The sequence below is a fragment of the Sinorhizobium meliloti genome, from assembly GCF_017876815.1.
GTDB lineage: Bacteria > Pseudomonadota > Alphaproteobacteria > Rhizobiales > Rhizobiaceae > Sinorhizobium > Sinorhizobium meliloti.
The window spans coordinates 2,350,283-2,376,485 of record NZ_JAGIOS010000001.1; the positions used below are offsets into that span (position 1 = coordinate 2,350,283).

Genomic DNA, 26,203 nt, shown 5'->3' on the forward strand with positions numbered 1-26,203 from the left:
CCTCGATCCATGGCGAAATATCGTTGCGGAAACGTTTCTCCGAAAAAATGGTTCCGCTTCGGAACATTTCATTTTTCCGAGGCGTTATGGTGCAGGCGAACTTTCAAGGGCGAAATTGCAACAATGAGATATACGACAGGGGCAGGGCGGATGATCGGTAAAAGTCCGTCCTCCGACGATCCGAATGCGCAGATTGCGGTGAAGCTGAAGGCCCTCTACCAGTCGGTGCAGGAGGAAGCGATACCGGCACGCTTTCTCGATCTACTGGAAAAGCTGGAAGCTGCGGAACAGCAATCGGCTCTGCAGGGCAAGGAGTAAGCGCCGGATGTCATCCGAAAACCAAGAGTTCAAGCGTGAGATGCTTGCCGCGCTGCCGAGCCTGCGCGCCTTTGCGATGTCGCTGATCGGGCGGCACGACCGGGCGGACGATCTCGTGCAGGACACGATCATGAAGGCCTGGGCCAAGCAGGATCATTTCGAGATCGGTACCAACATGAAGGCCTGGCTTTTCACGATCCTGCGCAACGAGCTTTACAGTCAGATGCGCAAGCGTGGGCGCGAGGTGCAGGACAGCGACGGCCACTTGACGGAAACGCTTGCACATCACCCGGAACAATACGGCTCGCTCGATCTGCAGGATTTCCGCCGGGCGCTCGAACAGTTGCCGCCCGATCAACGCGAAGCGATCATCCTTGTGGGGGCCTCGGGCTTCTCCTACGAGGAGGCCGCCACGATCTGCGGTTGTGCGCTCGGAACGATCAAGAGCCGCGTCAACAGGGCGCGTCAGCGGCTGCAGGAAATTCTACAGGTCAGGGGAGAAAACGACTACGGGCCTGACGAGACCTCCGCACCCATCACCTCGCGTGCCTTCGTTTCGTGATTCGATCCTGCAGCGCGGTCGTATCGGACGCGCAAGGGCCGCGGTAGCACCTCGATTTGTTGCATGTCCTTGAATCGGTAACGATTCAAGGACATATGCAGTAGAGCGGTGCCGGATAGCGGTGGCTCGGGAGCGGAAGCGGGCATTCCGAGGGCTGCGTTCGATCGACGGAGCGCGGTCGCCATATTGCTCCAATTTGCTGTATGTTTTCATCCTTGGATCGGCTCCGGTCGAAGGAAACATTCAGCGGAGCCGAATTTCAGGTGCCTGCGCGAGTTTGGAGTTCAGGCCGGATGCGTGAAAAGACAGAGGCGATGCTTCCAGCGGTAGCGCAGGTGCTCGACGCGCCGGAGCGGCTCGGTGTCCTTCAGGCTGCCGTGCCGGACATGTCGGTCCCCGACGAGGATTTCGACGGGCTGGCGCGGCTTGCCGCGAGCCTTTTCGACGCGCCTATCGCTCTCGTCAGCCTGGTCGATCGCGAATGGCAATGGTTCAAGGCATGCATCGGAACGACGGAAACGCGGTCGCACGTTCGCGAGTCCTTCTGCGTTCATACGATTGCGGCAGGCGATGGCGGCCCCTTCCTCGTGCTTGATGCCTCCCGCCATCCGGCGTTCCGCCACCGCCGGGCGGTCGGCAGTCCGCCATTCGTGCGCTTTTATGCGGGCGCGCCGATTGTTCTGGACGGTCAGGCGATAGGAACCGTCGCGGTTCTCGATGTCGAGCCCCGGTCCGAGGTCTCGGCCAAACGGCAAAGCGAGCTGCAGCGCATCGCAGGTGTCGCCGCCTCGCTGTTCAAGCTGAAGGACGAGGCGCGCCGCCGTGCGCTCAAGGAGGCCGCGCTTTCCCGCGAGGAGCAGCGGCTCGCCATGGCGCTCGACGCGGCCAATGTCGGCAGCTGGCTCTGGGACATTCGCGCGGGTACGGTCTCCGGCAATGGCGCGATGATGCGCATGTTCGGCCTTCCGCCGGAGCGCACCGTCGGCGCCAAGGCGATCTTCTCCGCCATTCATCCCGAGGATCGCATCCCGACCTTCTCGAAGCTCCGTCAGGCGATGGCTGCCAACGAGGAATATGACGGCATGTTTCGCATCGGCACGAACGGGCGATGGCTTCTCGGCCGCGGCCGCGTGCACGACCGGGACAGCAAGGGCGCGCCCCTGAGCTTTCTCGGCATGACGATCGACGTCTCGGACCAGCAGGCGTCGGTAAACCGTACGCGGCTGTTGCTGAAGGAGCTCAACCACCGGGTCAAGAACACGCTTGCAATGCTCCAGTCGCTCGCCCGCCAGACGCTCCGGCAAACGAGTGACCCGGCCGAGTTCATGACCGCCTTTGCCGGCCGGCTTCAGGCGATTTCCGAGGCGCACGGGCTCCTTTCCGACTACGAATGGGGCACGATCCACCTTTCGGAACTAATTTCGAAACAGTTGCTGCCCTATGTCAGCGACTATTCCCAACAGGTCGAGCTGCACAAGGACGAGATCCTGCTGGGTCCCGACCAGGCCGTCGGGCTTGGACTGGTGCTGCACGAATTGGCGACGAACGCCGTAAAATACGGCGCGCTCTCGGTGCCGACGGGGAAGATCGTGCTGACCGCGCGCCGCGTGGTCGAGGACGGCGAGTCCGTGCTGCATCTGACCTGGACCGAAGTGGGCGGACCGCCCATTCGCGAGCCGCGTCGCCGCGGTTTCGGCTCGATCCTGATCGAGCGCAGCCTGGACAAGATCATCGGGAGCTCGGTGAAAGTCGAATATCTGCCTGCGGGGGTCACGGCGTTGATCCGGCTGCCGCTTTGATGATTTGCCCCTCATCCGCCTGCCGGCACCTTCTCCCCGCAAGCGGGGCGAAGGGGACTCGCGGCACGGTTCGCCCCTCGGTTATCAAGGAGGATGGTGAGCCCGAGGCTTGTCCCTTCTCCCCGCTTGCGGGGAGAAGGTCGCGGCAGCGGGATGAGGGGCCACCTATCGATCGTCGCTGCGCTTGCGGCCCCGGCTCAGTCCGAGCAGCGCGGCAACGGCAATCCCGGTCGCCGCGCCCAGCAGCGGCTGCTTGCGCAGGATGCTTGTCACTGCGACGAGCGCAAGATTCGTCCGCATCGCCGAACGGCGCCGGCGTTCGTCGGCAAGCCGGCGGTCGCGGGCGTTCAGCCCGGCCATGACGCCGATGACGACCAGGGCGGTCACCACCAGGGCGGCGGTTACCGTCAGCGCTGCGGCGACCGGCGAATAGCGCGCCGAGAGAAGCAGGGCGATTGCGATCAGGGCGAAGACGTAGGCGCTGCCGAGAAGCACGGCGATGATGGCCCAGAGGACCGCATTGCGCTTATAGCGCGACGCCGCAGCGGCGGCGTCGAATGCAAGCAGGGCCGACAGGACAGTCCCGAGTGTCCCCATAAGGTAGCTCCCCTTCATACTCGGTCAACGCGACGCCTGACAGGGCCTCATCGGCGCAGCAAAGCGGCTGCGATGAGGCCGATTACGGCTGCGGTGCCGAGCGTCGCAAGAGGATGCTCGCGTATCGTCCGACGGACCTCCCTTTCCGTATCCGCATAGCGGCCGCGCAAGTCGGAAAGCATCTGCTCGCCGCTCTCCATCAGGGCGTGCAGGTCGGTTTCGGCCTGGTCACGGGCGCCGCGCGCCTTGGCCTTTGCGTCACGCGAAGCCGCAGCGCCGCGGTCGGCAATCAGCGCCATGAGCTGCGCGATGTCTTCGCGTATTTCGTTCAGCTGATCCTCTACCGACGGGTCGATCGCGCTGCCGTTGCGCTTGCGGCTGCCCGAGCCTGAGAACATGCCTGTCGCCATTGTCTTCTCCCTCGCTGCTGTGCCGGCGCGAAACGGCCGGCATGTGATCGGTTCATGCGAATTGGCCGGCGAAGGCACACTCCCCGGCTCTTTTGTGCGCCCGATAGGACACGCGGCGGCGCGATGTACACGCCGGCATTGTAGATCAACGCATGAGGGAGGAATTTGTTTCGGTAAATCCTGACGTTGCCGCGGTGAGCCCAGCTTTACATCGTGGCGGACTGCGGCAATACGAACGGGATATCGTGTGCCGGAGCGACGCTCACCCGCATTCGGCAGCCGAAGACCGCTTCCATGGTCTCGTCGGTCAGCACGTCTTTCGGTGCTCCACGCGCCCGGATGCGGCCGGCTTTCATCATCACGATCTGATCGGCAAACATCGATGTAAGGTTGAGATCGTGCATGACCGCGACGACACCGCCGCCGTCGGCGCAGAATTGGCGCGCAAGCCGCATGATCGTGAGCTGGTGGCGGATGTCGAGGCTCGATACCGGCTCATCGAGCAGGAGATAGCGTGGTTCACCGGCCGCGACCGGGGCCGAGATCTGGCAGAGGACGCGCGCGAGCTGGACCCGCTGCTGTTCGCCGCCCGATAGCTCCTGGTAGAAGCGCCCCGAAAATCCGGCAAGATCGACGGCTTCGAGCGCCTGGTCGGCAATCCGGCCGTGGGCGGAAGCCTCGCCGCCGTTGGCCATGAGGCCGAGGCGCACGATCTCCCGAACGGTGAACGGAAAGGAAATGACGGTCGACTGCGGCAGCACGCCGCGCTTGAGCGCAAGCTCCCACGGTTTCAGGCTTGCGATGTCGCGACCGTTGATGGTGACCTTGCCGGCCGAAGGCGTGAGCTCGCCCGAGATCGCTTTCAAGGTCGTGGTCTTTCCCGATCCGTTCGGGCCGACGATTGCAGTCATTGCACCGGGGGCGGCATCGAGGGAGATGCCGTGCAGCACCTGTCTTCCGGCGAGGCGGACGGAAATATCGGATGCTCTGATCATGGCCGCAATCAAAGTCCCATGTTCGACCGGCCCCTGAGCAGCACCCAGAGAAAGAAGGGCGCACCCACGAAGGCGGTGATGATGCCGATCGGCAGTTCGGCCGGCGACACGATCGTGCGGGCGAGCATGTCGGCGAAGATCAGCAGCGTGCCGCCAAGCAGGGCTGAGGCCGGCAGCAGGTAGCGATGATCCGGGCCGATGACCAGCCGCAGGAGATGCGGAACGACGATGCCGACGAAGCCGATGCCGCCGCTGACGGCCACCGACGCGCCGGTGGCGCCGGCGACGCTGAAGACGGCAATGTTTTTCAACCGCTGGACCGGGACGCCCATGTGATAGGCAGCGGCTTCGCCGAGCGTGATGGCGTTGAGCCCGCGCGCCAGGAAAGGGACGACTGCAAGAGACACCAGGATGATCGGTCCGGCGGCGGCGATCTTGGTCCAGTTGGCGCCGGCGAGCGATCCGAGGCCCCAGAAAGTGAGATCGCGCAGTTGCTTGTCGTCCGCGATGAAGACGAGTACGCCCGTCACTGCACCGGCAAGGGCGCCCAGCGCAATGCCCGCCAGCAGCATCGTCGCGACCGACGTCTGGCCGCCGCGGGTCGCGATCCGGTAGAGCAGCAGCGTGGTGGCAAGGCCGCCGAGGAAGGCGCCGAAGGGGAGGGCATAGAAGCCGAAAACTGCGAAGAGCGGGCCAAAGGCAACGTCACCGAGCACGATCAAAAGCACCGCGCCGAGGCTTGCGCCGGAGGAAACGCCAACGAGGCCGGGATCGGCCAGCGGGTTGCGGAAGAGGCCCTGCATCACCACGCCGGAAACGGCAAGCGACGCGCCGACGAGCATTCCGAGCACGGCGCGCGGCAGGCGAATATCGAGGATGATGATGCGGTCGCGTGCGCTCATGGCCTGATCGGTCTCGCCGGAGAGCCAGCGAAAGATACTGGAAAGCGATGCATCCGCCGCGCCGGTCGTTATCGACGTCATGAACGTCGCCGCCGCAAGCACCGCCAGCACTGCGATCAGGCAACGCGCCAGGCCCGCCCGGTCTCCGCTGCGCCAGTCGCGGACGATCCGGGCGGCAAGTGCCGGCCTGCGCATCGCGCCTTCCATGGCCTCACTGCGAGGCATTGGTCTTCTTTCCGTAGATTGCGGCGTTCAGTTCGCGGATGGCACCTGCCGTGCGGGGGCCGAAGCCGAGCAGATGCAGCCCATCCATGCGGATCAGTGCCTTGTTCTTCGCAGCCGGGGTCAGGCTGAGCGCCGGAAGGGCGAAGAGTTCGTCGGGGCCTGCAGCGTGGCTCCCGCCGCGATTCATCATCAGGACTACATCGGGCTTGGCCTCGATGATCGCCTCCTCAGTCAGCGCCTTGTAGCCGGGCAGGGTGCCGACGGCGTTGACCCCGCCGGCAAGCTCGATGATACCGGCGGCGGCGGTGCCGGTACCGGAGGCGAGAACCCTGCCGCCCTGGGTGCTCAGAATGAAGAGGACACGCTTGCGCTCGCCTTGCGGGCGAGCGGCACTGTCGGCCATGGCGGCGGCGAGATCCTTCTCCACGGATTGCGCGAGCGTTTCGGCCTTTTCCTTCACGCCGAGGAAAGCGCCGACCGCGCGGATCTTATTGACGATGCCGTCCTTGTCATAGGTCTCGGGGACGCTGGTGAAGGGAATGTTCGCCTCTTTGAGCACAGCGAGCGCTTCCGGCGGGCCGCTGCCCTCGACGGCGACGATTGCCGTCGGATTGACTGCGAGGACGCCTTCGGGCGCCAATTGCCGCATGTAGCCGACATCAGGCAGCTTGGTTGCCGCCTCCGGGTAAATGCTGGTGGAATCGCGCCCGACGAGGCGGTTCTCCTCGCCGAGCGCATAGATGATTTCAGTAATCGCGCCGCCCACCGAGACGACGCGGGAGGTGTCCGGCTGCTCGAGCACCTCGGCCATCGCCGGGCGCAGGAAAGGCGGGGCTCCCGGCGCAAACGAGGGCAGCACGAAGGGCGCCGACAGCGCGAAGGCCGCGAGGGCCATTTCCCAACGCCGAAGACGGCGGATAGCGAAGCCGTTCATCATCACTTCCTTTGAATCTATGCGTGTCGTCCCAAACCGCCGCCCGGTTGGGCGGCACCATCAGGCCGCGACGACGGCTTCCAGACGGGGCAGCTCCTCGACCAGGCTGCGCCATTCGGCCCTCTCCGAGGAACCTTCCTTCCGCTTCCCGAAAAACTGGATGATCATCTCGCCCTTGGCGTCGAGCCCTTCGAGGGAGGTCACGTGTCCGTCCGCGGTCGGCTTGCGCACGGCCCAGAGCTCGGCGATGTGGTCGGTGCGCAGATGCAGATGGAAGGTTTCGTCCATCACGTTCAGCCACGGCCCCATCGTGCCGATCTTGACGACCGGACCGGAATGAATCTGGATGACGCCGCCATTGCCGACGAAGCACATGATCGGCAGCGCCGTCTCTGCAGCACTGCGCATCATCATCTCGATGCAGGCCGTGTCGAGCCGCCAGGCGAAGTCGTCGCCGATCGCGTGCAGGGCCCGGCGCCGTCCGATATTGAGCTTGCGCAACATGCCGGGGAACTGATGCGTGTCCGTGAGCTTCGACCAGCGGTCGCGCAGCTCTGCCGTATCGACTGCGGCATCGACCGCATCGTCGGTTGCGGGCGCGCCGGCATCGGCGATGAAGTCCTGCGACTGGTCGTCCAGGCGAAGATCTTCGACCATCTTATCATAGGCGGCGAGGTTCGACTGGGGACGCAGATGAACCTTGTGGACGGCATGACCCCACTTGTCGAAGAACTGCAGGCTGCGGCGAACCTCCCCTTTCGCATCCGTCTTGGTCACGGCGAAACCATGTGCCCAGGCGCCCGGAAAGATGCGCAGGTCGATTTCGGAGCCAAGCACCAGAGCCGCGGCGTGTCCTTGCTTGATGTTCTCGTAGACGCCGACCTTTTCGTGGACGGCGCTTTCGTTGCGGGTAAGCGCAAGGACTTCGCCCAACTCCTCGACGCGCTCGAGGAAGCGGCCGGCGCTGCTTTCGATCCGGACCGCGGTGAGGCCGCATTCGGCAGCGACGAGCGCTGCCTCCGAAATGCCGAGCTTCGCGGCGATGTCGCGTTCGCGCAGTTTCGGATTCTCGGCGCGATAGGCCCGGATTTCGGACGGGGTGGGGCGAATGCTCTCAGTCATCGTCATCTCGCTACTTGTTCAGAATCAGCTTGCCCTGGCGGGTGATCTTCATCCGGTAAATCGCCCCGTCGTGGGAAATGAGAATCTCGTTGTGGCCGCGGAAAAGGTCGTGGCTCTCGACGATCGGTTGCGGCCGGTTCAGCGGCGCCACGGTTTGCGGGGATCGTGGATTATCGGTGTCGTTCGGTGTCACGGTCTTGCCAATTCGCGAGTTGGAGACGAGACGAGCGCGTCATCCATTGGTCCCGCCCATTCCATTTAGTATCTTGACTTCATTACTCATATTTCTTTAAGGACGCAATACCGGAATGTTGCGGTCAACTTAAAAGCAACGCGTGCGGGGACCCAATGGACCGACGCGGACAGCGAGTGGTGTCAGGATGACTTATTTTTCCCGTTTTGCCTTTGCGGCCTGCGTAGCTCTCGTCACGGCAGGGGCAGCCCGAGCGCAGGATGCCGCCGCGCCGGCCGGCCTTTCGATCGAGCTCAACGAGATCGCGCCGTCGGAAAAAGGATGCAAGTTGACCTTCGTCGCCGGTAACGCGCTTGCTCACTCGCTTTCGAAGGTTTCGTTCGAATTCGTGCTCTTCGATCAGAAAGGCCTGGTCGAGCGCATGGCCGTGCTCGATTTCAGGGATCTCCCCGCGGGCAAGACGAAAGTCAGGCAGTTCGATCTGCCGGGTACGAAATGCGAGGCGGTGAAGAGCCTGCTGATCAACGATGCACCGACCTGCGTCGGCGAAGGCGTCGACAAGAGCGCCTGCATGACCGACCTGAAGACCGGCTCGAAATCGGCCGTGGAACTCAAGGGCTGAGGTTCGCGTCCTCGAAATTGCCGGCGGAAGGCAAGACAGAATGAAACACATGGCGAAATGGGCGGCGGCGATCGGCCTTTCCCTGCTGGCGCATGCCGGCGGGGCGACGTTGCTTGCGCCCGAAGAGGAAAAGGAGCTGGCGCTCATCGCCGGCGGCTCCACCGTGGAAGTGTCGCTGCTCGGCAATGCTTTCGAAGATACCGTCCAGGCGGGGGACCCATCCGAAGTGGTGGAGCCGGCGGAAGAGACGCCCGAGGAACTGAAGCCGACCGAAAGCGAACCGACGGAAGAGGTGGTCGAAGCCGTGGAGCCGGTGCCGACCGAGCCTGTCTCCCAGGAGCCGTCCGAGATGACGCCGACGGAAGCGGACGTCATCCTTCCCGCGGAAGAAATGCCGGCGAGCCAGGTCGAAGAATCAGACGTGATCGCAAGCATCGCTCCGGTCGAGACCGTCATTCCGCAGGAGAGACCGGACCCTGAGGAAGTCCTGAAGCCCGAAGTCGAGAAGGTTGAGCCGAAGAAGGAGCCGGCGAAGAAAAAGAAGGTCGTCCGGAAAAAGGCAGGTGAGGGCGGCACTCAGGCGAAATCGCAGAAAAAGGGCAAGGCCGACGGCGCAGAGACTGCCACGGCGGCTGCCGCCACGGGAGAAAGCCGGGGCGCCTCGCGGGAAATCGGCAATGCCGCGGTGTCGAACTATCCCGGCAAGGTCAGAAGAAAGCTGACCCGCGCTATTCGCTACCCGGCCGAGGCCAGACGGCAAGGCCTGCGTGGAGTTGCCCATGTCAGCTTTACCGTAACGTCCGGTGGTGGGGTGGCAAGGGTCGGCATAACGAAGAGCGCCGGTTCGCCCGTCCTTGATCAAGCCGCGTTGGAAACCGTGCGCCGGGCAGCACCCTTCCCAGCCATTCCCGCCGGGGCGGGGCGCGACAGATGGGAATTCAACATTCCGGTGGCCTTCACCCGGTGAAATCAGGCTGCGGAATCTGCTTCCGCGAGCAAGGAATATGCCGCGGGAGACAGACGCGAAAAATATGATTAAATCACTCATGTTTGTACTTTACTCTCTCTATCAAGTTTTATAGGTTGCCTCCGTCACGCAACCGATCGGTGTGTGCCAAATCTGATTGGCGATGGACCGCAATGCCGGCGTCGCGGAGCAAGACGGAGACGACGGATGGGTGGCAAGCGGCACCAGAATTCAGGCAAGGGCGGCAAGGGCAGGGCGAAAGACGCGGCGAGCGCGCCGCAACCGAATGCCGGCAAGGTAACGCTCGAGGGCCGCAGCTTCCTCTATGTCGGCGGCCGCGACTGCCAGGTCGCGCATCTTCGCCAGATCGCCAGTTCCTACGGTGCGGAACTCATCCACCATGACGGCGGTTTACGAGAGGCGGTATCGCGCATCGATCGTGTCCTGCCCTCGGTCGACTGCGTCTTCTGCCCGATCGACTGCATCAGCCACGATGCGTGTCTTCGCGTGAAGACGGGCTGCAAGAAGTGGGGCAAGGCCTTCGTGCCGCTGCGCAACGGCTCGAAGTCGAGCCTCGAGCGGGCGCTTCAGGATCTGACCGGAAACGGCAGCGAGAATTGAACCTTATACGAGCGGTCAGACGGCATTCCTGCCGGCCGCATGGAGCTTTCAAATGCATGACGAGCGTCCCGATCAGATGACGATGATCGGTCTCCACAAACTCGCTTCTCAATTCGGTGACGGACTGGTCCCCGAGCTCTACGAGCTTCTCACGCGCCGGGCACGGATGCTGGAGGAAAACGACAACGTGACCGAGTTTCCCACCTGGCAAGCGCGCCCGCCGGCGAGGGATCCTCTCGGCCTTGCGCCGCCGAGCGAGGGAGCTATCCTGCCGTTTCCGCGAATGATCGCGCAGCCCGTCTCGCAAAAGAAGGCCTAGGAGAGTTAACGCATGTACTTCGCCATGAACCGTTTCCGTGTCGCAGCCGGTCAGGAGGAGGCCTTCGAGGCGGTCTGGAAGGCGCGCGACTCTTCTCTCTCGGAGATGCCGGGCTTCATCGAATTCCATCTGCTGCGCGGCGACAGCGTGCCGGAGGAAGGCTACACGCCCTTCATTTCGAAATCGGCCTGGGAGAACAGGGACGCCTTCATCGCCTGGACAAAGTCCGACAATTTCCGCGCGGCGCACCGAAGCGCCGGCGAAAACAAGGCAATGTATCTCGGTCCGCCGAAGTTCGAGGGCTTTACCGTCGTCGAGGGTGCCTGATCTCAGGCCTGTTGAGATTCTTCTATCGAAGGACTGCAGTCTCTCCGCTTCCTCATCTCTGTGCTTGTCACAGAGATGAGGAAGCGCCGCGGCTGCGGCGCGGGGAATGTTTTTTCAGTCCAAGGACTTGGTCTGGCTGGATCCCTGTGACGAGCATGCCGATTCCGATGAAGCCGCCCCTTTGTTCCGAGATGATTGCGCCCCCGGTTTCCGGGATGATCTCGCCCCCTGTTTAGTGGGGTCTGCAGGCGATGATTGTTGTCAGTTCATTCAGGCGAGGTGTCAAGCTTTGCGCGGTAGATTTCGGCGCAGACTATCGCCGCTCAATTCGATGCGGTGGGCATTGTGGACCAACCTGTCGAGTATGGCATCGGCGTAGGTTGGGTCGCCAATGACGCCGTGCCATGCGGACACGGGAAGTTGGCTGGTAATGATCGTTGATTTGCGTCCATAGCGATCTTCGAGGATTTCCAGCAGGTCGTGGCGGGCCTGTTCGTTGAGCGGCTCGAGCCCCCAATCATCCAGTATCAGGAGCTGAACATGGCCCAAGGTTCGTTGCAGGCGGGCGTAGCGGCCATCACCACGCGCGAGCGCAAGCTGGGCAAACAGCCTTGGGACACGCTGATAGAGAACTGAGCGATCGTCTCGGCAAGCCTTGTGGCCGAGAGCGCAAGCCAACCAACTCTTTCCGACACCCGAGGGGCCGCAAATGGCCAGATTGTCATGGGCGTTGATCCAGTCGCCACCGAGCAGCTTCATGAAGAGAGCACGGTCGAGGCGGCGGTCGGCGCGATAGTCGACATCTTCTGGGGTGGCCTGGTGGCGAAGCTTGGCAAACCTGAGGCGTGCCGCAAGCTTCCGATCGTAACGGGAGCTCCATTCCCGTTCGAGCAGCAGTCCGAGCCATTCGGCGTGCGAGAGATGTTCGGCTTCGCCGTTGGCAACAAGTTCGCCAAAGGCCTTTGCCATGCCGGCCAGGCCCATGGCATTCAATTTATCCAGTGTTGGATGGGCAAGCATCTTTCGTTCTCCTTAGTGGTAATAGCGAGGTCCGCGGATGTTGGCGTGATGGATCGGTTCATGCGGCGCCGCTCCATTTGAGGCAGCCGTCCGGTCAAGGTGATTGTCGAGGATGGATCGCACCGAGCCATAGGTTCGTGCGCCAATCTCCAACGCACGGCCGCAAGCGGCATTGACCCTGTCGCGGCCGAAGCTCTTGTTGAGGCGGATGATGCCGAGGCAAGCTCGAAAGCCCTGCTCGGGATGAGGCCTGTCGGCAAGAATGCGCTCGCACAACAGCGCAACATCCGGCCCCATCGCAGAGGCTTCGCGTTGAATCCGTTCAATCGTCCAGTCGGCAAAGCGGCGATGCGCAGAGGGCATATGATCGGGGATCGTCGTGTGCTTGCCGTTGCCGCTGGAGCGCCGGTGAGCGGCAATTCGCTCGCCCTTGTGGAAGATCTCGATCGTATTGGCGGTGATACGAGCCTCGACCTGCTCGCGGGCAAAGCGATAGGGAACGGAATAATAGTGCCGCTCGATCTCGACGTGATAATCCAGCCCGGCGCGCCGGATACGCCATTCGGCAAAGACATAACGTTCGACAGGCAGCGGTCGCAAAGCCGGACGATCAAGCTCCTCGAACAATTGGCGGCGCGTGGCGCCGACACGGCGCAGAACGCGCTTATCATTGAGATCATGGAGCAATTGGCCAATCGCCGCATTGACCTCGGCCAAACTATAGAAGATGCGATGGCGCAGCCGGCCCAATAGCCAGCGTTCGACGATACGAACCGCAGCTTCCACTTTCGCCTTGTCCCGCGGGCGTCGCGGCCGCGTCGGCAAGACGGCGCTGCCATAATGGGCCGCCATCCCGCAATACGTCCGGTTGACCTGGGGATCGAAGTGGCAGGCCTTGATGATCGCTACCTTGGCATTGTCGGGAACCAGCAAGGCTGGCGCACCGCCAAAGTACTCCAGCGCCAGGATATGGCATTCAATCCAGTCGGGAAGCGTCTCGCTCCAACGTGCCTGCGCATATGAAAGGCTGGATGCTCCCAGAACCGCCACGAACAGGTGCGCCTGCCGTGTCTTGCCGGACAGCCGATCAACGACAACCGTGACCGTGTCGCCGGCGTAGTCGACGAACAGCTTGTCGCCGGCCGCGTGATCCTGCCGCATCGTCACAGGCAACTTCATCGCCCAGCCGCGGTAGAGGTCACAGAAGCGACTGTAACGATAGCCCTCCGGATAACGGCTGATGTATTCGTCCCAAAGGATCTGCAGCGTCATATGCTTGCGCTTCAGCTCGCGGTGGACCTGCGTCCAGTCCGGCTCAGGGCTCCGACGATGACCCGTCTTCGTCCCGCCTGCCTTGTAAAGCGCCGCTTCCAGGACTGCATCGCTGATGTCGTCACCCAACGGCCACGATAGCTCCGCAATGGCCGCACGCCGAAGCGTCTCGCGCACCGTCGATGGCGCAGCTCCAACCCGAACCGCGATCGACTTGTGGCCAAGTCCTTGTTCGAAGCGATATCTCAATATCTCGCGGACACGCCGCATCTCCAGTCTCTCCGCAGGCATCCCGTTCCTTCCTCGTCACGTCGAAGGAAGAAACTTCACACCAGCAGAACACCCACGCCAGATGCTTTCCGATGGGGGCGGCATCATCTCGGAATCAGGGGGCGGATTGCCTCGGAATTTGCAACGAGCACAGAAATCGGCCCGCTTTCACCGAGCCGCGAAAATCCAACCCTTTGTTTTGCCAACGTTCAAGTGCAGCCGTCAGCCCGATCGTGAACTTGTTTTGCGGAAGGGCAACGACCCGGGCAACAGGGACTGTTCCCTTGGCGATGACGACTTCTTCGCCCGCCTTCGCCGCCTCGATAAGTTTGGACAGGTTCGTTTTGGGGTTACGGATGGTAACCTGCATAGGAACCTCAATCAGCTAACCGGCCTACACATAGAGCATTTTTCGCCCGGGAATCCAGCCTCACTGCCTTCGAAGGCACCTAGCCTTTGAAGCTGCGCAGCTTTCCGAAAATACCCTACGTCTCACGCGTCCTCATCACGCTTCCGAGGCAGGAATGCCCCGATCGCGACGGCAAGCCAGCCGGCCATCATCGTCAGGCCCCCGAGCGGCGCTGACATTGGAAAGAGGCCGTGGCCCGAGAAATGGCGCATGGTAAGGTCTCCGGCGAAGAGTGCCGTGCCTGCCGCCAGCAGCAAGGCAGCGAGGGCGGCGGTGCGGAAGTGCGCGCATCCGGCATGAAGCGCGACCAGCGCCGGTGCGTGGGCGAGGCACATGGCCGATGCGCCGCCGAGAAGACGCGGATCGCCATGCGAAGCGGCGGCGGCACTCGCGACGCCGAAGAGGCCCATGAGGCCGGCGACGAAAAGCATGGTCGAGCGCAGTCCGCTGTTCGGCATCCAAGCTATTCCTTGTTCTGCATATGATGGGCGAGCCGGGTGATCGGCTCCAGAATGATCTCCCTCAGCTTCGGGTGGGAGACGGTTTCTTCGAGTGCGCGGGTGAAGCAGAAAAGCCATTCGTCGCGCTCGGCAGGCCCGATCCCGGCAATGAAGTGCCGGCGGCGCAGCATGGGATGGCCGCGTTTCTGCACATAGATCGGCGGTCCCCCGAGCCAGCCGGTCAGATATTCGTAGAACTTCTCCTCGCTGCCGGTCAGGTCCGGCGGGTGGACCGCGCGGCAGCGCGCAGCCTCCGGCAGGCTGTCCATCAGTTCGTAGAAGCGCTGCGTCAGAGCACGCACGGTGGCATCGCCACCGATCGCCTCGTAAAGCGTCGTCGTTTGCGGTTCCGTCATGGTCACAATCCTCGCCGGGATTGGTACAGCGCTCGACCCGGGCGGGCAATGGCTCGCCATTCCTTCGCTTGCGGCTTTTCGGCGCGGCAGACCTGCACGTTAGGAGGAGGCGTGGAAAACGTGTCGCCTATCGCTCAAGCCAGTTTTCCAGACTAAGGCCACGAACGCGGCTGAACTCACGGATATTGTCCGTCACCAGCGTCAGGTCCAGCGCATATGCATGCGCGGCAATCAACAGATCGTTGGAGCCGATGGTCTGCCCCAGAGACTCCAATTCCGCACGAATGCTGCCATATCGGGTGTCGGCCGGAATATCCAATGGCAGCACCGGGACGATTTCCAGCAAGCTTTCGACCTTGGCGAGCAACTTCGCCGATCCCTTTTTTGCGCAACCATACCGCAACTCGGACGCGACGACGATGCTGGTGTAAATCTCCTTCGGGCCGATCCGTTCGATGCGTTGCGCAGCCGGTCCGAACGGATTGTGAATGACGTCGCTGATGATGTTCGTATCGAGAAGATAGCCGTTCAAAAGATTTTCTCCGGCCGGGCGGGTATATCCTCAACATCCGGGAACCGGTCTTCAGGTCCGAGGGGAGCTTCCTTCTTCCACTCCGCGAGAAGCTCCACGATATCGGCTGGCCTGGCTATCGGTTCGATAATGAGTCTCGTTCCTTCGCGACGGATCAACACACGGTCTCCAGGCAACTCGAACTCCGCAGGAATACGGACTGCCTGGCTGCGGTTATTGCGGAACAGCTTTACTTCTTTAGGTCGCGATGACGGCAACGGGACGGGCATGGCATTCGTCTCCTTTGTATATGCCTAAATGTATATGCCGAACCATGTCAGATCAAGTATGATCTGCCTCGGCGCGACAAACATCGCCCTGAAGAAAGTGACTTGACAAACCGTCCAGACGGTATGTTTATGGGCCATGACAAGCGCCCCCTCCAGGAAGAAGCAACCGCAACGCGTCCGCCGGCAATTGCTGGAGGTTGCGGCACGCCTGTCGCTGGAGCAGGGCGTCGCCGCGGTGACCCTCGACGCCGTATCGCAGGCGGCGGGTGTCAGCAAAGGCGGGCTGCTGCACCATTTCCCCAACAAGCTGGCTCTCCTCGACGCCCTCTTCGATGACCTCGTCGCGCGTTTCGACAGCGCCCTCGACGAAGCGATGGCTGGAGATGACGTCGAGAAGGGACGCTTTACGCGGGCCTATCTCGGCGTCTGTTTCGCGCTCGACGCGGAGGCGGAGGCGCAAGGCTGGCAGATGCTGACCATTGCGCTCCTGGCCGAGCCGCATCTCAAGGAGCGTTGGCGCGAATGGGTGGCGCGCCGGTCCGCGCAATTCGCCGCGACGGACAGTTCGCCAAGTTGCCTGCTCGCCCGCTTCGCCGCCGATGGTGTCTGGCTGTCGGATCTGATGCGCAGCCATGACATCGAAGCACCGACCCGGGCGATCCTGCTTCAGAAGCTCAACGCGCTTTCGCTGGAATAGAGGGCCAGACCGGTGCCGCTTTCCCATACTTCGATCGGAGACGTTCCTTGAATCCCGCCACGCTTTACACCGTTCTGGTGATCGCCATCGTCTTCGAAGTGCTCGGCACTTCCGCCATGCAGGCGGCGCAGCACTTCACGCGGCTGACCCCCACCGTGCTCATGGTTTTGTGTTACGCAGTCGCCTTCTTCTTCCTCTCCTATGCGCTGCGCTACATCCCGGTCGGCATCGCCTATGCGCTCTGGAGCGGCCTCGGGATCGTGCTGATCTCGATCGCCGGCTACGTGGTTTTCGGTCAGAAGCTCGATCTGCCGGCCATTCTCGGGCTGGCGCTCATCATCGCCGGCGTGCTCGTACTCAACCTCTTCTCGAAGTCCACGTTCCATTGAGCGCGTGAAGATCGCGGCCGGCTTCCTGCAAGTTTTCGCTACAGCCTATCCACTGAAATTCCCGGATATTCATTGAAATGCGCGATCCGTTTCAATAGCATCGCGCTTCGTCTCCGTCCGGACGCGAGGTGGCGATGTCCCATCCCGATCCCCTTGATATAACGAAGGAAAATTTGGGAATGCAGGCGGTTTTCGACGGCCATAACGATGTGCTTTTGCGCCTTTGGCAACATGCACGCGGCGGTGCCGACCCAGTGGCGGAGTTTTCGGAGGGGACCGACAAGGGCCATATCGATGCGGCGCGCGCCAAGGCAGGCGGTCTCGCAGGCGGCCTCTGTGCGATTTACGTCCCATCCGGCGATCTGGTGCTCAAGACGCCGGATGAGAATGGCCATTACGCGACGGCCATGGCGGCGCCGCTCGACCACTTGCCTTCGCTCGCGACCGCCATGGAGCTTGCCGACATCGCGTTCAAGCTCGACCGCGCCGGCGCCTGGCGGCTTTGCCGCTCGGTTGAAGAGATACGTGCGGCGATGGCCGACGAGGTGTTTGCCGCCGTCCTGCATATGGAGGGCTGCGAGGCTATCGGGCCCGACCTCGCGGCGCTCGAGACCTTCCATGCCGCCGGACTTCGCTCGCTCGGCCCCGTATGGAGCCGTCACAACGTATTCGGCCATGGCGTTCCCTTCGCCTATCCGATGTCGCCCGATACGGGGCCCGGCCTTACCGAAGCCGGCTTCGAACTCGTGCGCGCCTGCAACCGGCTCGGCATTCTGATCGACCTCGCGCACATCACGGAAAAGGGTTTCTGGGACGTGGCGAGGACGACCGACCAGCCGCTCGTCGCCAGCCACTCCAATGTTCATGCGCTGACGCCAGTCGCCCGCAACCTGACCGACAGGCAGCTCGACGCCATCCGCGAGAGCCGCGGGCTCGTCGGCCTCAACTATGCGACGACGATGCTGCGCCCCGATGGGCAGGAGAACGCGGCGACGCCGCTTTCCGACATGGTCCGCCACGTCGACTATCTGGTCGAGCGTATGGGTATCGACTGCGTGGCGCTCGGATCCGATTTCGACGGCGCAACCATCCCCGAGGAAATCGCCGACGCGGCGGGAAATCAGAAGCTCGTTGCCGCGCTGGAAGACGCCGGATATGGTGACGCCGAACTGGCAAAAATATGCCGGGAGAACTGGCTGAGAGTTCTGGGTCAGGCGTGGCACGAGCCTGCCTGATCATCATGAAGAAAAGCCCGAGAAGGGTTAAAAGAGGGAAGCGCAACATGATGCATAAGCTCAACGGACGTTTTCGAGTTCTTGCCGCCTCGGCGGCACTCGCCATGGCGATGGGTGCGGCCCAGCCGGCCTTCGCGGAAACGCCGAAGGATACGCTGGTCGAGGGCTTCGCGTTCGACGACATCATCACCATGGATCCGGGCGAAGCTTTCGAGCTCTCGACCGCCGAGATGACCAGCAATACCTACAGCCTGCTCGTCCGGCTCGATCTCAACGACACGTCCAAGGTCGTCGGCGATCTCGCCGAAAGCTGGACGGTCTCCGATGACGGCCTGACCTATACGTTCAAGCTCAAATCCGGCATGAAATTCGCCTCCGGCAATCCGATCACCGCCGAGGACGTCGCCTATTCGTTCGAACGCGCCGTCAAGCTCGACAAGAGCCCGGCCTTCATTCTCACGCAGTTCGGCCTCACCGGCGACAATGTCACGGAAAAGGCGAAGGCCGCCGACGCGGAGACCTTCGTCTTCACGGTCGACCAGCCCTATGCGCCGAGCTTCGTGTTGAACTGTCTGACGGCGACGGTTGCTTCGGTCGTGGACAAGAAGCTCGTGCTCGAGCACGTGAAATCCGTGACGCCGAGCGACGAGTACAAATACGACAACGATTTCGGCAATGAATGGCTGAAGACCGGTTATGCCGGGTCTGGCCCGTTCAAGCTGCGCGAATGGCGCGCAAACGAGGTCGTGGTGCTGGAGCGGAACGAAAACTTCTACGGCGAACCGGCGAAACTCGCCCGCGTCATCTACCGCCACATGAAGGAGAGCTCGGGCCAGCGGCTCGCGCTCGAAGCCGGCGACATCGATGTGGCGCGAAACCTCGAACCCGGCGATTACGAGGCTGTCGGCAAGAATGCCGATCTGGCGACGGCGAGCGCTCCGAAGGGGACGGTCTACTATATCAGTCTCAATCAGAAGAACGAGACGCTGGCAAAACCCGAGGTACAGCAGGCGTTCAAGTATCTGGTCGACTATGACGCGATCGGCGCGACGCTGATCAAGGGCATCGGCGAGATCCACCAGAGCTTCCTGCCGAAGGGCGTGCTCGGTGCTCTCAACGAGAACCCCTACACCTTCGACGTCGCCAAGGCGAAGGAACTGCTGGCGAAGGCCGGCTATCCCGACGGCTTCACGGTCACGATGGACGTGCGCAACACCCAGCCGGTGACCGGCGTTGCCGAATCCTTCCAGCAGACGCTGGCGCAGGCGGGCGTGAAGCTCGAAATCATTCCGGGTGACGGCAAGCAGACGCTGACCAAGTACCGCGCGCGCAACCACGATATGTATATCGGCCAGTGGGGCATGGATTATTTCGATCCGCACTCGAATGCCGATACATTCACCAACAATCCGGACAATTCCGACGAAGGCACGAACAAGACGCTTGCATGGCGCAACGCCTGGGACGTTCCGGAACTCAGCAAGAAGACCAAGGACGCGCTCCTCGAACGCGACAGCGCCAAGCGCGCCGATATCTACAAGGAGCTGCAGAAGACGGTTCTGGAGAATAGTCCGTTCGTCTTCATCTTCCAGCAGACGGAGGTCGCCGGGCTTCGCGGCAACCTCCAGGGCTTCAAGCTCGGACCGAGCTTCGACACCAACTACGTCTGGAACGTATCCAAGGAATAGTCGAAAGGACCGTTCCCTTGAGCATGAGCGGAATTGAACCCATGAGCGGGCGCCGGCGCGCCCGTTCCCGGAAGGCGTTTGTCGCGGTACTGCAGTTTCTCGTCGTCGTGGCAACCACCTATCTCGGCCTTCTCGCCGTCACCTTCTTCATCGGCCGCGTCATCCCGATCGATCCGGTGCTTGCCGTTCTCGGCGATCGGGCGCCGAATCACGTCGTGGAACGCACGCGCGAGGCGATGGGGCTCAACCTGCCGCTTTACCAGCAGTTCTTCATCTACTGCCGGCAAGCATTCACCGGCGACTTCGGGACTTCGGTGCTGACCACCAATCCGGTCATGGCGGATATCCGCCGCGTCTTTCCGGCGACCATGGAACTCGCGACGCTCGGAACGCTGATCGGTGCATTCATCGGCGTGCCGCTCGGCGTTCTCGCCGCCGTCAAGCGCGGCAGCATCGCCGACCAGGTGGTTCGCGTGATCGGCCTCGTCGGCTATTCCGTGCCGATCTTCTGGCTGGCACTGCTCGCGCTGCTCGTCTTCTATGCGCGGCTGCAATGGGTCGCCTATCCCGGCCGCATCGATATCGTCTACGAATACAGCTTCACGCCGGTTACCGGTTTCTACCTCCTGGACTCGGCCTGGCAGGGTCAATGGGATGTCTTCCGCGACGTCTTCCGGCACATCATCCTGCCGGCTTCGCTGCTCGGCTATTTCTCGCTCGCCTATATCAGCCGCATGACCCGCAGCTTCATGCTGAACGAGCTGCAGCAGGAATATATCGTTGCGGCGCGCGCCAAGGGGCTTTCTGAGGCGCGGATCATATGGACGCACGCGCTGCGCAATGCGGCGGTGCCGCTGGTGACGGTGATCGCGCTCTCCTATGCCGGCCTGCTCGAAGGGTCGGTCCTGACGGAGACCGTATTCGCCTGGCCGGGGCTCGGCCTCTACATCACCAATTCGCTGCAGAATGCCGACATGAATGCCGTTCTCGGCGGCACGATCATCATCGGATCGGTCTTCATCGCCATCAATCTCCTGTCCGATCTTCTCTACCGGACGCTTGACCCGAGGACGGGTGCCCGATGAGCCTTGCCACCGAAACACGCCCGATGACGCGCCGCGAGTGGCTGCTTTCAGATCGTCCGCAGTCGCGGACCCAGGCTCGGCTCGGCCGCGCCTATATGACCTGGCGGCGTTTCTCCGCCAACCGGCTTGCGGTGCTCGGCCTTTGCATTCTGCTGGCGCTCGTATTCGTTGCGATCTTTGCCGATGCGCTCGCGCCTCACTCTCCGGTCATCGGAAACCTTGCCGGGGCGCGGCTTCTGCCGCCCGGCAGCGAAGGCTACCTGCTCGGCACGGACGACCAGGGCCGCGACATCCTGTCCCGGCTGATACACGGTTCGCGGCTGACGCTCCTCGTCGTCCTTCTCGTCGCAATCATCGCGGCACCCGTCGGCCTGATCGTCGGCGCCGTCGCCGGCTATGCCGGCGGATGGGTCGACGCGGTCCTCATGCGCATCACCGACATCTTCCTCGCCTTTCCGAAGCTCGTGCTGGCGCTCGCCTTCGTCGCGGCGCTTGGCCCGGGGATCGAAAATGCGGTGATCGCAATCGCCATCACCTCCTGGCCGCCCTATGCGCGCATCGCCCGCGCCGAAACGCTGACGGTGCGCAATTCCGATTACATCGCCGCGGTGCGGTTGATGGGCGCGTCGCCGCTGCGCATCGTCTTCCGCCATGTCATGCCCATGTGCATGTCGTCGCTGATCGTCCGCGTTACGCTCGACATGGCCGGCATCATCCTGACTGCGGCTGGCCTCGGCTTCCTCGGTCTCGGCGCCCAGCCGCCGCTGCCGGAATGGGGCGCCATGATCGCCTCCGGCCGGCGCTTCATCCTCGACCAGTGGTGGGTGGCGACCATGCCCGGCATCGCCATTCTGATCGTCAGCCTCGGCTTCAACCTGCTCGGCGACGGGCTGCGCGATGCGCTCGATCCGCGGGAGAGCGGCCAATGAGCCCGCTTCTGACCGTCGAGGACCTCCGGGTCCGGTTCCCGACGCGCACCGGTGTAGTGGAGGCGGTGCGCGGCGTTTCCTTTACTCTCGGGCGCGAGCGCCTCGGCATCGTCGGCGAAAGCGGCTCCGGCAAGTCGCAGACGGGCCGCGCCATCATGGGGCTGACGCCGCCGCATGCGGAGGTGACGGCGAAACGGCTTGCCTTCGAAGGAATCGACCTTCTTTCGGCCTCCCCGAAACTCCGGCGGGACCTGCGCGGCAAGCGCATCGCCATGATCCTGCAGGATCCGAAATATTCGCTGAACCCGGTGATGAGCATCGGACGGCAGATCGTCGAGACCTTGCGGCGGCACGAGAAGGTCGGCCGCGCGGAAGCGCGGGAGCGGGCGCTCGACATGCTCGCGGCCGTGCAGATCCGCGATGCTTCCCGCGTCTTCGACCTCTATCCGCACGAGGTCTCGGGCGGGATGGGGCAGCGGGCGATGATCGCGATGATGCTGGTTGCCGGGCCGGAACTCCTGATCGCGGACGAGCCGACCTCGGCGCTCGACGTGACGGTTCAGCTCGAAGTCCTCGCGATCCTCGACAAACTGGTGGCGGAACGCGGCATGGGGCTGATCTTCGTGTCGCACGACCTGCGCCTCGTCTCGTCTTTCTGCGACCGCGTTCTGGTGATGTATGCGGGCAGGATCGTCGAGGAGATCGCCGCGTCGGAACTCGGCAATGCCAAGCATCCCTATACACGAGGGCTCCTGAACTGCATGCCGGTGATCGGGGCGGATCGCCATCCATTGCCGGTTCTCGACCGCAAACCGGAGTGGGCGCTATGACCGAGGCCGTATCCGTCGAAAATCTGAGCGTCGTCTTCGACGAGTTCAAGGCGCTCGATGCCGTCAGCGTGGATGTCGCAAAGGGCGAGTCCTTCGGCCTGGTCGGCGAATCCGGCTCGGGCAAGTCCACCCTTTTGCGCGCCGTCGCCGGGCTCACCGCCGCAAGCGAGGGGACGATCCGCGTTTCGGGCCGCGAGGTTCGTGGCACGCGTCGCGACAAGGCCTTTTATCGGGCGGTGCAGATGGTGTTCCAGGATCCTTACGGTTCGCTGCATCCGCGCCAGACGGTCGACCGGCAACTGATGGAGCCTCTGGCGATCCACGGCATCGGAGACGGCGAGCGCCGCATCCTGAAGGCCCTGGACGAGGTGGGCCTCGGTTCCAGCTTCCGCTTCCGCTATCCGCACCAGCTCTCCGGCGGCCAGCGCCAGCGCATCGCGATCGCACGTGCGCTTATCCTGGAGCCCTCGATCCTGCTCCTCGACGAGCCGACCTCCGCGCTCGACGCGTCCGTGCAGGCGGAAGTGCTGAACCTTCTCGAAGAGGTGCGGCGCGACCGCGGCCTGACCTTCATCATGGTGAGCCACGACCTCGGCGTCGTCACGCACATGTGCGAGCGGCTGGCCGTGATGCAGAACGGCCGCGTGGTGGAGCGGCTGAGTTCGGCTGACCTGGTGGCCGGCCGCATTGCCGAGGAATATACGCGCAATCTCATGGTCGCGAGCAAGGGGTTCAGGCGGGAAGCGGTGGCACAAAGCGCGTAGGGAATGGACCCTCTGTTCAACCGGGTTGATACTCGACATTTTAGACCGGGATGATGGTCGACAGATTCTGGGTAGCCGCGGTCTGAACCCCCCGTTGCCCCTCACCCTAACCCTCTCCCCGCGCGCGGGGAGAGGGGACACGGTTGCGCGTCTGCGTCAGCCTCGACGAACAAAAGCGAACTCGTCCCCTCGCCCCGCTTGCGGGGAGAGGGTTAGGGTGAGGGGCAGACCGAGGGGCAGGGCCTTACTTCGGGACAATCTGCCCTGCGGGGGAGATGCGCGGCAGGGCAGAGGGGATATTGCTGATACCCACCCGGATCCCGCTCTAACCCCGCGGCAGCTTGTCCCGTCCGATCAGCGCGCCATGATGGCCGATCACGGCGGCCGCAATACGGGCGGCGAAGGCGGCGGCATCAGCCGGACTGTCGCCGCTGGCAAGACGGGCGAGGAAGGAGCCGTTGAAGCTGTCGCCGGCGCTGGTCGTGTCGACGACGGCGGAAACCTGCGAGGCGGGAACGTGAACGCGTTCCTTGCCGGCAAAGCAGAGCGTGACGCCGTTTTTACCATCCTTGACCGCAACGTTTTCGGCGCCGAGCGCCCGATAGCGCTCGATGGTCGCTTCCACGGATGCATCGCCGAAATGCGTGGCCTCGTCGTCGAAGCTCGGCATCACCATCGTTGCCGCCCGGCCACCGGCTTCGATCGTCGCGCGCATCCGAGCGGCGTCGTCCCAAAGGCGCGGCCGGATGTTCGGGTCGAAGACGACCTGCCGTCCGCCCGCCTTTGCCCGCCGAAGCTCCGCAAGCAATGTTTCTGCCGCGTCCGGCGACAGGATCGCCAGGGTGATTCCCGAGAAGAACACCACATTGGCCGCCTCGATCGCCGCCCGGAGCCGATCGGGATCGTCGGCGAGCAGTTTGGCAGCGGAGGTCGAGCGCCAATAGGAGAAGCTGCGCTCGCCGTCCTTGAGGTGGATCATATAGAGGCCGGGCGTCCGGCCTTCGATCCTGCGGATGTGCGCCGTGCCGACGCCGGTGCTCTCGATGAAGGCCAGCAGCTCGTCCGAAACGGTGTCGGTCCCGACGGCCGTGAAATAATCGACCGTCCAGTCCGCCGGCAGGAAGAGCCGGGCGTAGTAGGCGGTATTGAAGGTGTCACCGGCATAGCCCTTGCGCAGCATGTCACGCTCCGCCTGCATGAGCTCCACCATGCATTCGCCGATCGAAAGCAGTTTCCCCGTCATTCAGTCCTCCCTTTCCGCTGATCCGAATTAAGCGCATGTCACTGCGCGAGCAAGCGAATGTTGACGGCGGCGTTTACTCGAAGAAGCGGTGAAGATAAATCTGGCATTGCTAAATCAATCATGGAGAATTGCGCATGCCGGCGGCATCGGGATCTGACGAAAACTGGTGGCGCGGAGCGGTGATCTATCAGGTCTATCCGCGATCCTTCCAGGACACGGACGGCGACGGAATGGGCGACCTTCGCGGCGTCACCCGCCGGCTTCCCCATATCGCCTCGCTCGGGGTCGATGCCATCTGGCTTTCGCCCTTCTTCACCTCGCCCCAGGCGGATATGGGCTATGACGTTTCGGATTATTGCGACGTCGATCCCATGTTCGGCACGCTCGCCGATTTCGACGAGATGCTGGCGGAAGCCCATCGGCTGGGGCTCAAGGTGATCATCGACCAAGTGATCTCGCATACATCCGACCGGCATCCCTGGTTCGTCGAAAGCCGCTCGAGCAGGACCAATGCCAAGGCGGATTGGTATGTGTGGGCCGACCCGAAGCCGGACGGAACGGCGCCGAACAACTGGCTTTCGATCTTCGGCGGTCCGGGCTGGGAATGGGACGGGGTGCGCCGGCAGTACTACCTGCACAATTTCCTCTCCTCGCAGCCGGACCTCAACTTCCACAACCCGGAGGTTCAGGAGGCGGTGCTCGCGACGGTCCGCTTCTGGCTCGACCGCGGCGTCGACGGTTTCAGGCTCGATACGGCGAATTTCTATTTCCACGACCGGCTTCTGCGGGACAACCCGCCGCTGGTGCCGGATCCGGACGCGACGAGCCGCGATGCGCCGGAGGTCAATCCGTACGGAATGCAGGACCACCTATATGACAAGACGCAGCCGGAAAACCTCGATTTCCTGCGCCGGTTTCGGGCGGTGCTCGATGAATATGGCGGCCGCGCGACAGTGGGGGAGGTCGGGGACGGGTCACGCTCGCTGCAGACGGTTGCCGCCTATACGAGCGGCGGCGACAAGCTGCATATGTGCTATACCTTCGACCTGCTCGGACCGGAATTCACCGCGCGCCACTTCCGCCGCTGCGTCGAGAATTTCCAGTCGACGGTGACGGACGGCTGGGTCTGCTGGGCCTTTTCCAATCACGACGTGATGCGTCATGTCAGCCGCTTCGCGCTGCGCGAGGCCGACCGGGAGCGCGTGGCGAAGCTTGCGATTTCGCTGCTTGCCAGCCTGCGGGGCACCATCTGCCTTTATCAGGGAGAGGAGCTCGGCCTGCCGGAGGCGGAGCTTGCCTTCGAAGAATTGCGCGACCCATACGGCATCCGCTTCTGGCCGGCCTTCGCCGGACGTGACGGGTGCCGGACGCCGATGGTCTGGGAAAGAGAACTGTCGAATGCCGGCTTTTCCGCCGGAACCCCCTGGCTGCCGGTTCGCGATGGGCACCGGATGCTGGCGGTGGACGCGCAGGAGGGCGTGGAAGGGGCGGTGCTCGAGCACTATCGCCAGACCCTTGGGTTCCGTCGGGCGCAGTCCGCGCTGGTCGACGGAGACATGGTCTTCCTGGGCACCAACCAGGACCTTCTGGTCTTCACGCGGGAAAAGGACGATGAGCGGCTGCTGTTCGTCTTCAATCTGACCCAGGAGCCGCAGACGTTTCACCTCCCGACGACGCTCGTCGCCGAGCCGCATCCGATGCCCGGTTTTGCACCGGTTTTCGCTGACAATGCGATAAAGCTCGCCGCGCTCGACGTTTTCTGCGGGAGGTTGCGTTAGAGCACTTCCAGGAAAAGTGTGTAA

At 63.0% G+C, this 26,203-nt stretch carries 32 protein-coding genes; 17 read left to right on the plus strand and 15 right to left on the minus strand.

The genetic code is table 11. The annotated features are described in order from the left end of the window. The first annotated feature begins 150 nt into the window (after positions 1-150). The 3 genes from rsiA1 (at position 151) to JOH52_RS11085 (ending at position 2,679) form a co-directional block, all read left to right on the plus strand. A complete protein-coding gene (gene rsiA1, locus JOH52_RS11075; protein WP_003525565.1) occupies positions 151-318 on the plus strand; it encodes an anti-sigma factor RsiA1 in 168 nt (55 codons plus the stop codon). A 7-nt stretch (positions 319-325) separates the two neighbouring features. Further along, positions 326-880 carry an RNA polymerase sigma factor gene (locus tag JOH52_RS11080; protein WP_003525557.1) on the plus strand — a complete coding sequence of 185 codons (555 nt, stop codon included), beginning with the start codon at positions 326-328 and terminating at the stop codon, positions 878-880. 293 nt (positions 881-1,173) lie between these two features. After that, complete coding sequence (locus JOH52_RS11085; protein ID WP_010969936.1) at positions 1,174-2,679, plus strand: sensor histidine kinase; 1,506 nt, start codon at positions 1,174-1,176, stop codon at positions 2,677-2,679. Between the two features lie 165 nt (positions 2,680-2,844). Here the strand turns inward: JOH52_RS11085 and JOH52_RS11090 are convergent, their stop codons facing one another. The 7 genes from JOH52_RS11090 to hemP form a co-directional block, all read right to left on the minus strand. Beyond that, entirely contained in the window at positions 2,845-3,276 is a 432-nt protein-coding gene (locus JOH52_RS11090; RefSeq protein ID WP_003536372.1) for a hypothetical protein, read from the minus strand. A 47-nt stretch (positions 3,277-3,323) separates the two neighbouring features. Beyond that, complete coding sequence (locus JOH52_RS11095) at positions 3,324-3,686, minus strand: ElaB/YgaM/YqjD family protein (RefSeq protein WP_003536371.1); 363 nt, start codon at positions 3,684-3,686, stop codon at positions 3,324-3,326. Between the two features lie 206 nt (positions 3,687-3,892). Next, entirely contained in the window at positions 3,893-4,681 is a 789-nt protein-coding gene (locus JOH52_RS11100; RefSeq protein ID WP_010969935.1) for a heme ABC transporter ATP-binding protein, read from the minus strand. An 8-nt stretch (positions 4,682-4,689) separates the two neighbouring features. After that, complete coding sequence (locus tag JOH52_RS11105; protein WP_013844765.1) at positions 4,690-5,808, minus strand: FecCD family ABC transporter permease; 1,119 nt, start codon at positions 5,806-5,808, stop codon at positions 4,690-4,692. Further along, positions 5,795-6,745, minus strand: a complete 951-nt coding sequence (locus tag JOH52_RS11110) for a heme/hemin ABC transporter substrate-binding protein (RefSeq protein WP_010969934.1) — start codon at positions 6,743-6,745, stop codon at positions 5,795-5,797. Before JOH52_RS11110 ends, JOH52_RS11105 begins: the two co-directional genes overlap by 14 nt. A 57-nt stretch (positions 6,746-6,802) precedes the next feature. Then, entirely contained in the window at positions 6,803-7,864 is a 1,062-nt protein-coding gene (locus tag JOH52_RS11115) for a hemin-degrading factor (RefSeq protein WP_013844763.1), read from the minus strand. A 10-nt stretch (positions 7,865-7,874) separates the two neighbouring features. Then, positions 7,875-8,057 (minus strand): hemin uptake protein HemP, encoded by a 183-nt coding sequence (gene hemP, locus JOH52_RS11120; protein WP_014529843.1) that lies wholly within the window; start codon positions 8,055-8,057, stop codon positions 7,875-7,877. A 187-nt stretch (positions 8,058-8,244) separates the two neighbouring features. On the opposite strand from hemP, the gene JOH52_RS11125 reads away from it, so the two are divergent. From JOH52_RS11125 to hmuQ, 5 genes are all read left to right on the plus strand, one after another. After that, the gene (locus tag JOH52_RS11125) at positions 8,245-8,679 is read left to right on the plus strand and encodes a hypothetical protein (RefSeq protein WP_010969931.1); all 435 of its coding nucleotides are present in this window, start codon (positions 8,245-8,247) and stop codon (positions 8,677-8,679) included. Between the two features lie 40 nt (positions 8,680-8,719). Then, positions 8,720-9,646 (plus strand): energy transducer TonB family protein, encoded by a 927-nt coding sequence (locus tag JOH52_RS11130; protein ID WP_014529842.1) that lies wholly within the window; start codon positions 8,720-8,722, stop codon positions 9,644-9,646. Between the two features lie 207 nt (positions 9,647-9,853). Next, positions 9,854-10,267 (plus strand): DUF2325 domain-containing protein, encoded by a 414-nt coding sequence (locus JOH52_RS11135; protein ID WP_003536357.1) that lies wholly within the window; start codon positions 9,854-9,856, stop codon positions 10,265-10,267. Positions 10,268-10,319: 52 nt separating this feature from the next. Then, a complete protein-coding gene (locus JOH52_RS11140) occupies positions 10,320-10,586 on the plus strand; it encodes a hypothetical protein (RefSeq protein ID WP_010969929.1) in 267 nt (88 codons plus the stop codon). 12 nt (positions 10,587-10,598) lie between these two features. After that, a complete protein-coding gene (hmuQ, locus tag JOH52_RS11145) occupies positions 10,599-10,913 on the plus strand; it encodes a heme-degrading protein HmuQ (RefSeq protein WP_003536354.1) in 315 nt (104 codons plus the stop codon). 282 nt (positions 10,914-11,195) lie between these two features. On the opposite strand, the gene istB is transcribed toward hmuQ, so the two are convergent. From istB to JOH52_RS11180, 7 genes are all read right to left on the minus strand, one after another. Continuing rightward, positions 11,196-11,933: an IS21-like element helper ATPase IstB gene (gene istB, locus JOH52_RS11150; RefSeq protein ID WP_014529841.1), complete on the minus strand. Its 738-nt coding sequence runs from the start codon at positions 11,931-11,933 to the stop codon at positions 11,196-11,198. Between the two features lie 12 nt (positions 11,934-11,945). Further along, positions 11,946-13,475, minus strand: a complete 1,530-nt coding sequence (gene istA / locus JOH52_RS11155) for an IS21 family transposase (protein WP_209566046.1) — start codon at positions 13,473-13,475, stop codon at positions 11,946-11,948. Positions 13,476-13,590: 115 nt separating this feature from the next. Further along, entirely contained in the window at positions 13,591-13,845 is a 255-nt protein-coding gene (locus JOH52_RS11160) for a type II toxin-antitoxin system Phd/YefM family antitoxin (RefSeq protein ID WP_014529839.1), read from the minus strand. A 122-nt stretch (positions 13,846-13,967) separates the two neighbouring features. Next, on the minus strand, positions 13,968-14,342 hold the full coding sequence (locus tag JOH52_RS11165) for a DUF423 domain-containing protein (RefSeq protein WP_010969927.1): 375 nt from the start codon (positions 14,340-14,342) through the stop codon (positions 13,968-13,970). Between the two features lie 5 nt (positions 14,343-14,347). Beyond that, positions 14,348-14,740: a globin domain-containing protein gene (locus JOH52_RS11170; protein WP_003536349.1), complete on the minus strand. Its 393-nt coding sequence runs from the start codon at positions 14,738-14,740 to the stop codon at positions 14,348-14,350. A 127-nt stretch (positions 14,741-14,867) separates the two neighbouring features. After that, the gene (locus tag JOH52_RS11175) at positions 14,868-15,272 is read right to left on the minus strand and encodes a type II toxin-antitoxin system VapC family toxin (RefSeq protein WP_010969926.1); all 405 of its coding nucleotides are present in this window, start codon (positions 15,270-15,272) and stop codon (positions 14,868-14,870) included. Then, positions 15,269-15,541 carry an AbrB/MazE/SpoVT family DNA-binding domain-containing protein gene (locus tag JOH52_RS11180; RefSeq protein WP_003536345.1) on the minus strand — a complete coding sequence of 91 codons (273 nt, stop codon included), beginning with the start codon at positions 15,539-15,541 and terminating at the stop codon, positions 15,269-15,271. The genes JOH52_RS11175 and JOH52_RS11180 overlap by 4 nt, the downstream gene beginning before the upstream one ends. Positions 15,542-15,677: 136 nt before the next feature. On the opposite strand from JOH52_RS11180, the gene JOH52_RS11185 reads away from it, so the two are divergent. From JOH52_RS11185 to JOH52_RS11220, 8 genes are all read left to right on the plus strand, one after another. Continuing rightward, on the plus strand, positions 15,678-16,238 hold the full coding sequence (locus JOH52_RS11185; RefSeq protein WP_010969925.1) for a TetR/AcrR family transcriptional regulator: 561 nt from the start codon (positions 15,678-15,680) through the stop codon (positions 16,236-16,238). Between the two features lie 47 nt (positions 16,239-16,285). Then, the gene (locus JOH52_RS11190) at positions 16,286-16,627 is read left to right on the plus strand and encodes a DMT family transporter (protein ID WP_003536339.1); all 342 of its coding nucleotides are present in this window, start codon (positions 16,286-16,288) and stop codon (positions 16,625-16,627) included. A gap of 179 nt (positions 16,628-16,806) precedes the next feature. After that, positions 16,807-17,862, plus strand: coding sequence for a dipeptidase (locus JOH52_RS11195; RefSeq protein WP_014529838.1), 1,056 nt, complete (start codon positions 16,807-16,809; stop codon positions 17,860-17,862). 47 nt (positions 17,863-17,909) lie between these two features. Then, complete coding sequence (locus tag JOH52_RS11200; RefSeq protein WP_003536336.1) at positions 17,910-19,550, plus strand: ABC transporter substrate-binding protein; 1,641 nt, start codon at positions 17,910-17,912, stop codon at positions 19,548-19,550. Positions 19,551-19,573: 23 nt separating this feature from the next. Further along, the gene (locus tag JOH52_RS11205; RefSeq protein WP_014529837.1) at positions 19,574-20,635 is read left to right on the plus strand and encodes an ABC transporter permease; all 1,062 of its coding nucleotides are present in this window, start codon (positions 19,574-19,576) and stop codon (positions 20,633-20,635) included. Continuing rightward, complete coding sequence (locus JOH52_RS11210; protein ID WP_010969922.1) at positions 20,632-21,564, plus strand: ABC transporter permease; 933 nt, start codon at positions 20,632-20,634, stop codon at positions 21,562-21,564. Before JOH52_RS11205 ends, JOH52_RS11210 begins: the two co-directional genes overlap by 4 nt. Continuing rightward, entirely contained in the window at positions 21,561-22,394 is an 834-nt protein-coding gene (locus JOH52_RS11215) for an ABC transporter ATP-binding protein (RefSeq protein WP_010969921.1), read from the plus strand. Before JOH52_RS11210 ends, JOH52_RS11215 begins: the two co-directional genes overlap by 4 nt. Further along, the gene (locus JOH52_RS11220; protein ID WP_003536332.1) at positions 22,391-23,158 is read left to right on the plus strand and encodes an ABC transporter ATP-binding protein; all 768 of its coding nucleotides are present in this window, start codon (positions 22,391-22,393) and stop codon (positions 23,156-23,158) included. Before JOH52_RS11215 ends, JOH52_RS11220 begins: the two co-directional genes overlap by 4 nt. A gap of 325 nt (positions 23,159-23,483) precedes the next feature. On the opposite strand, the gene JOH52_RS11225 is transcribed toward JOH52_RS11220, so the two are convergent. Next, positions 23,484-24,401 carry a sugar kinase gene (locus JOH52_RS11225; protein WP_010969920.1) on the minus strand — a complete coding sequence of 306 codons (918 nt, stop codon included), beginning with the start codon at positions 24,399-24,401 and terminating at the stop codon, positions 23,484-23,486. Positions 24,402-24,535: 134 nt separating this feature from the next. Here JOH52_RS11225 and bglA point away from each other — a divergent pair, with 134 nt between their 5' ends. Further along, positions 24,536-26,179: a beta-galactosidase BglA gene (gene bglA, locus JOH52_RS11230; RefSeq protein ID WP_013844761.1), complete on the plus strand. Its 1,644-nt coding sequence runs from the start codon at positions 24,536-24,538 to the stop codon at positions 26,177-26,179. Positions 26,180-26,203 lie beyond the last annotated feature (24 nt).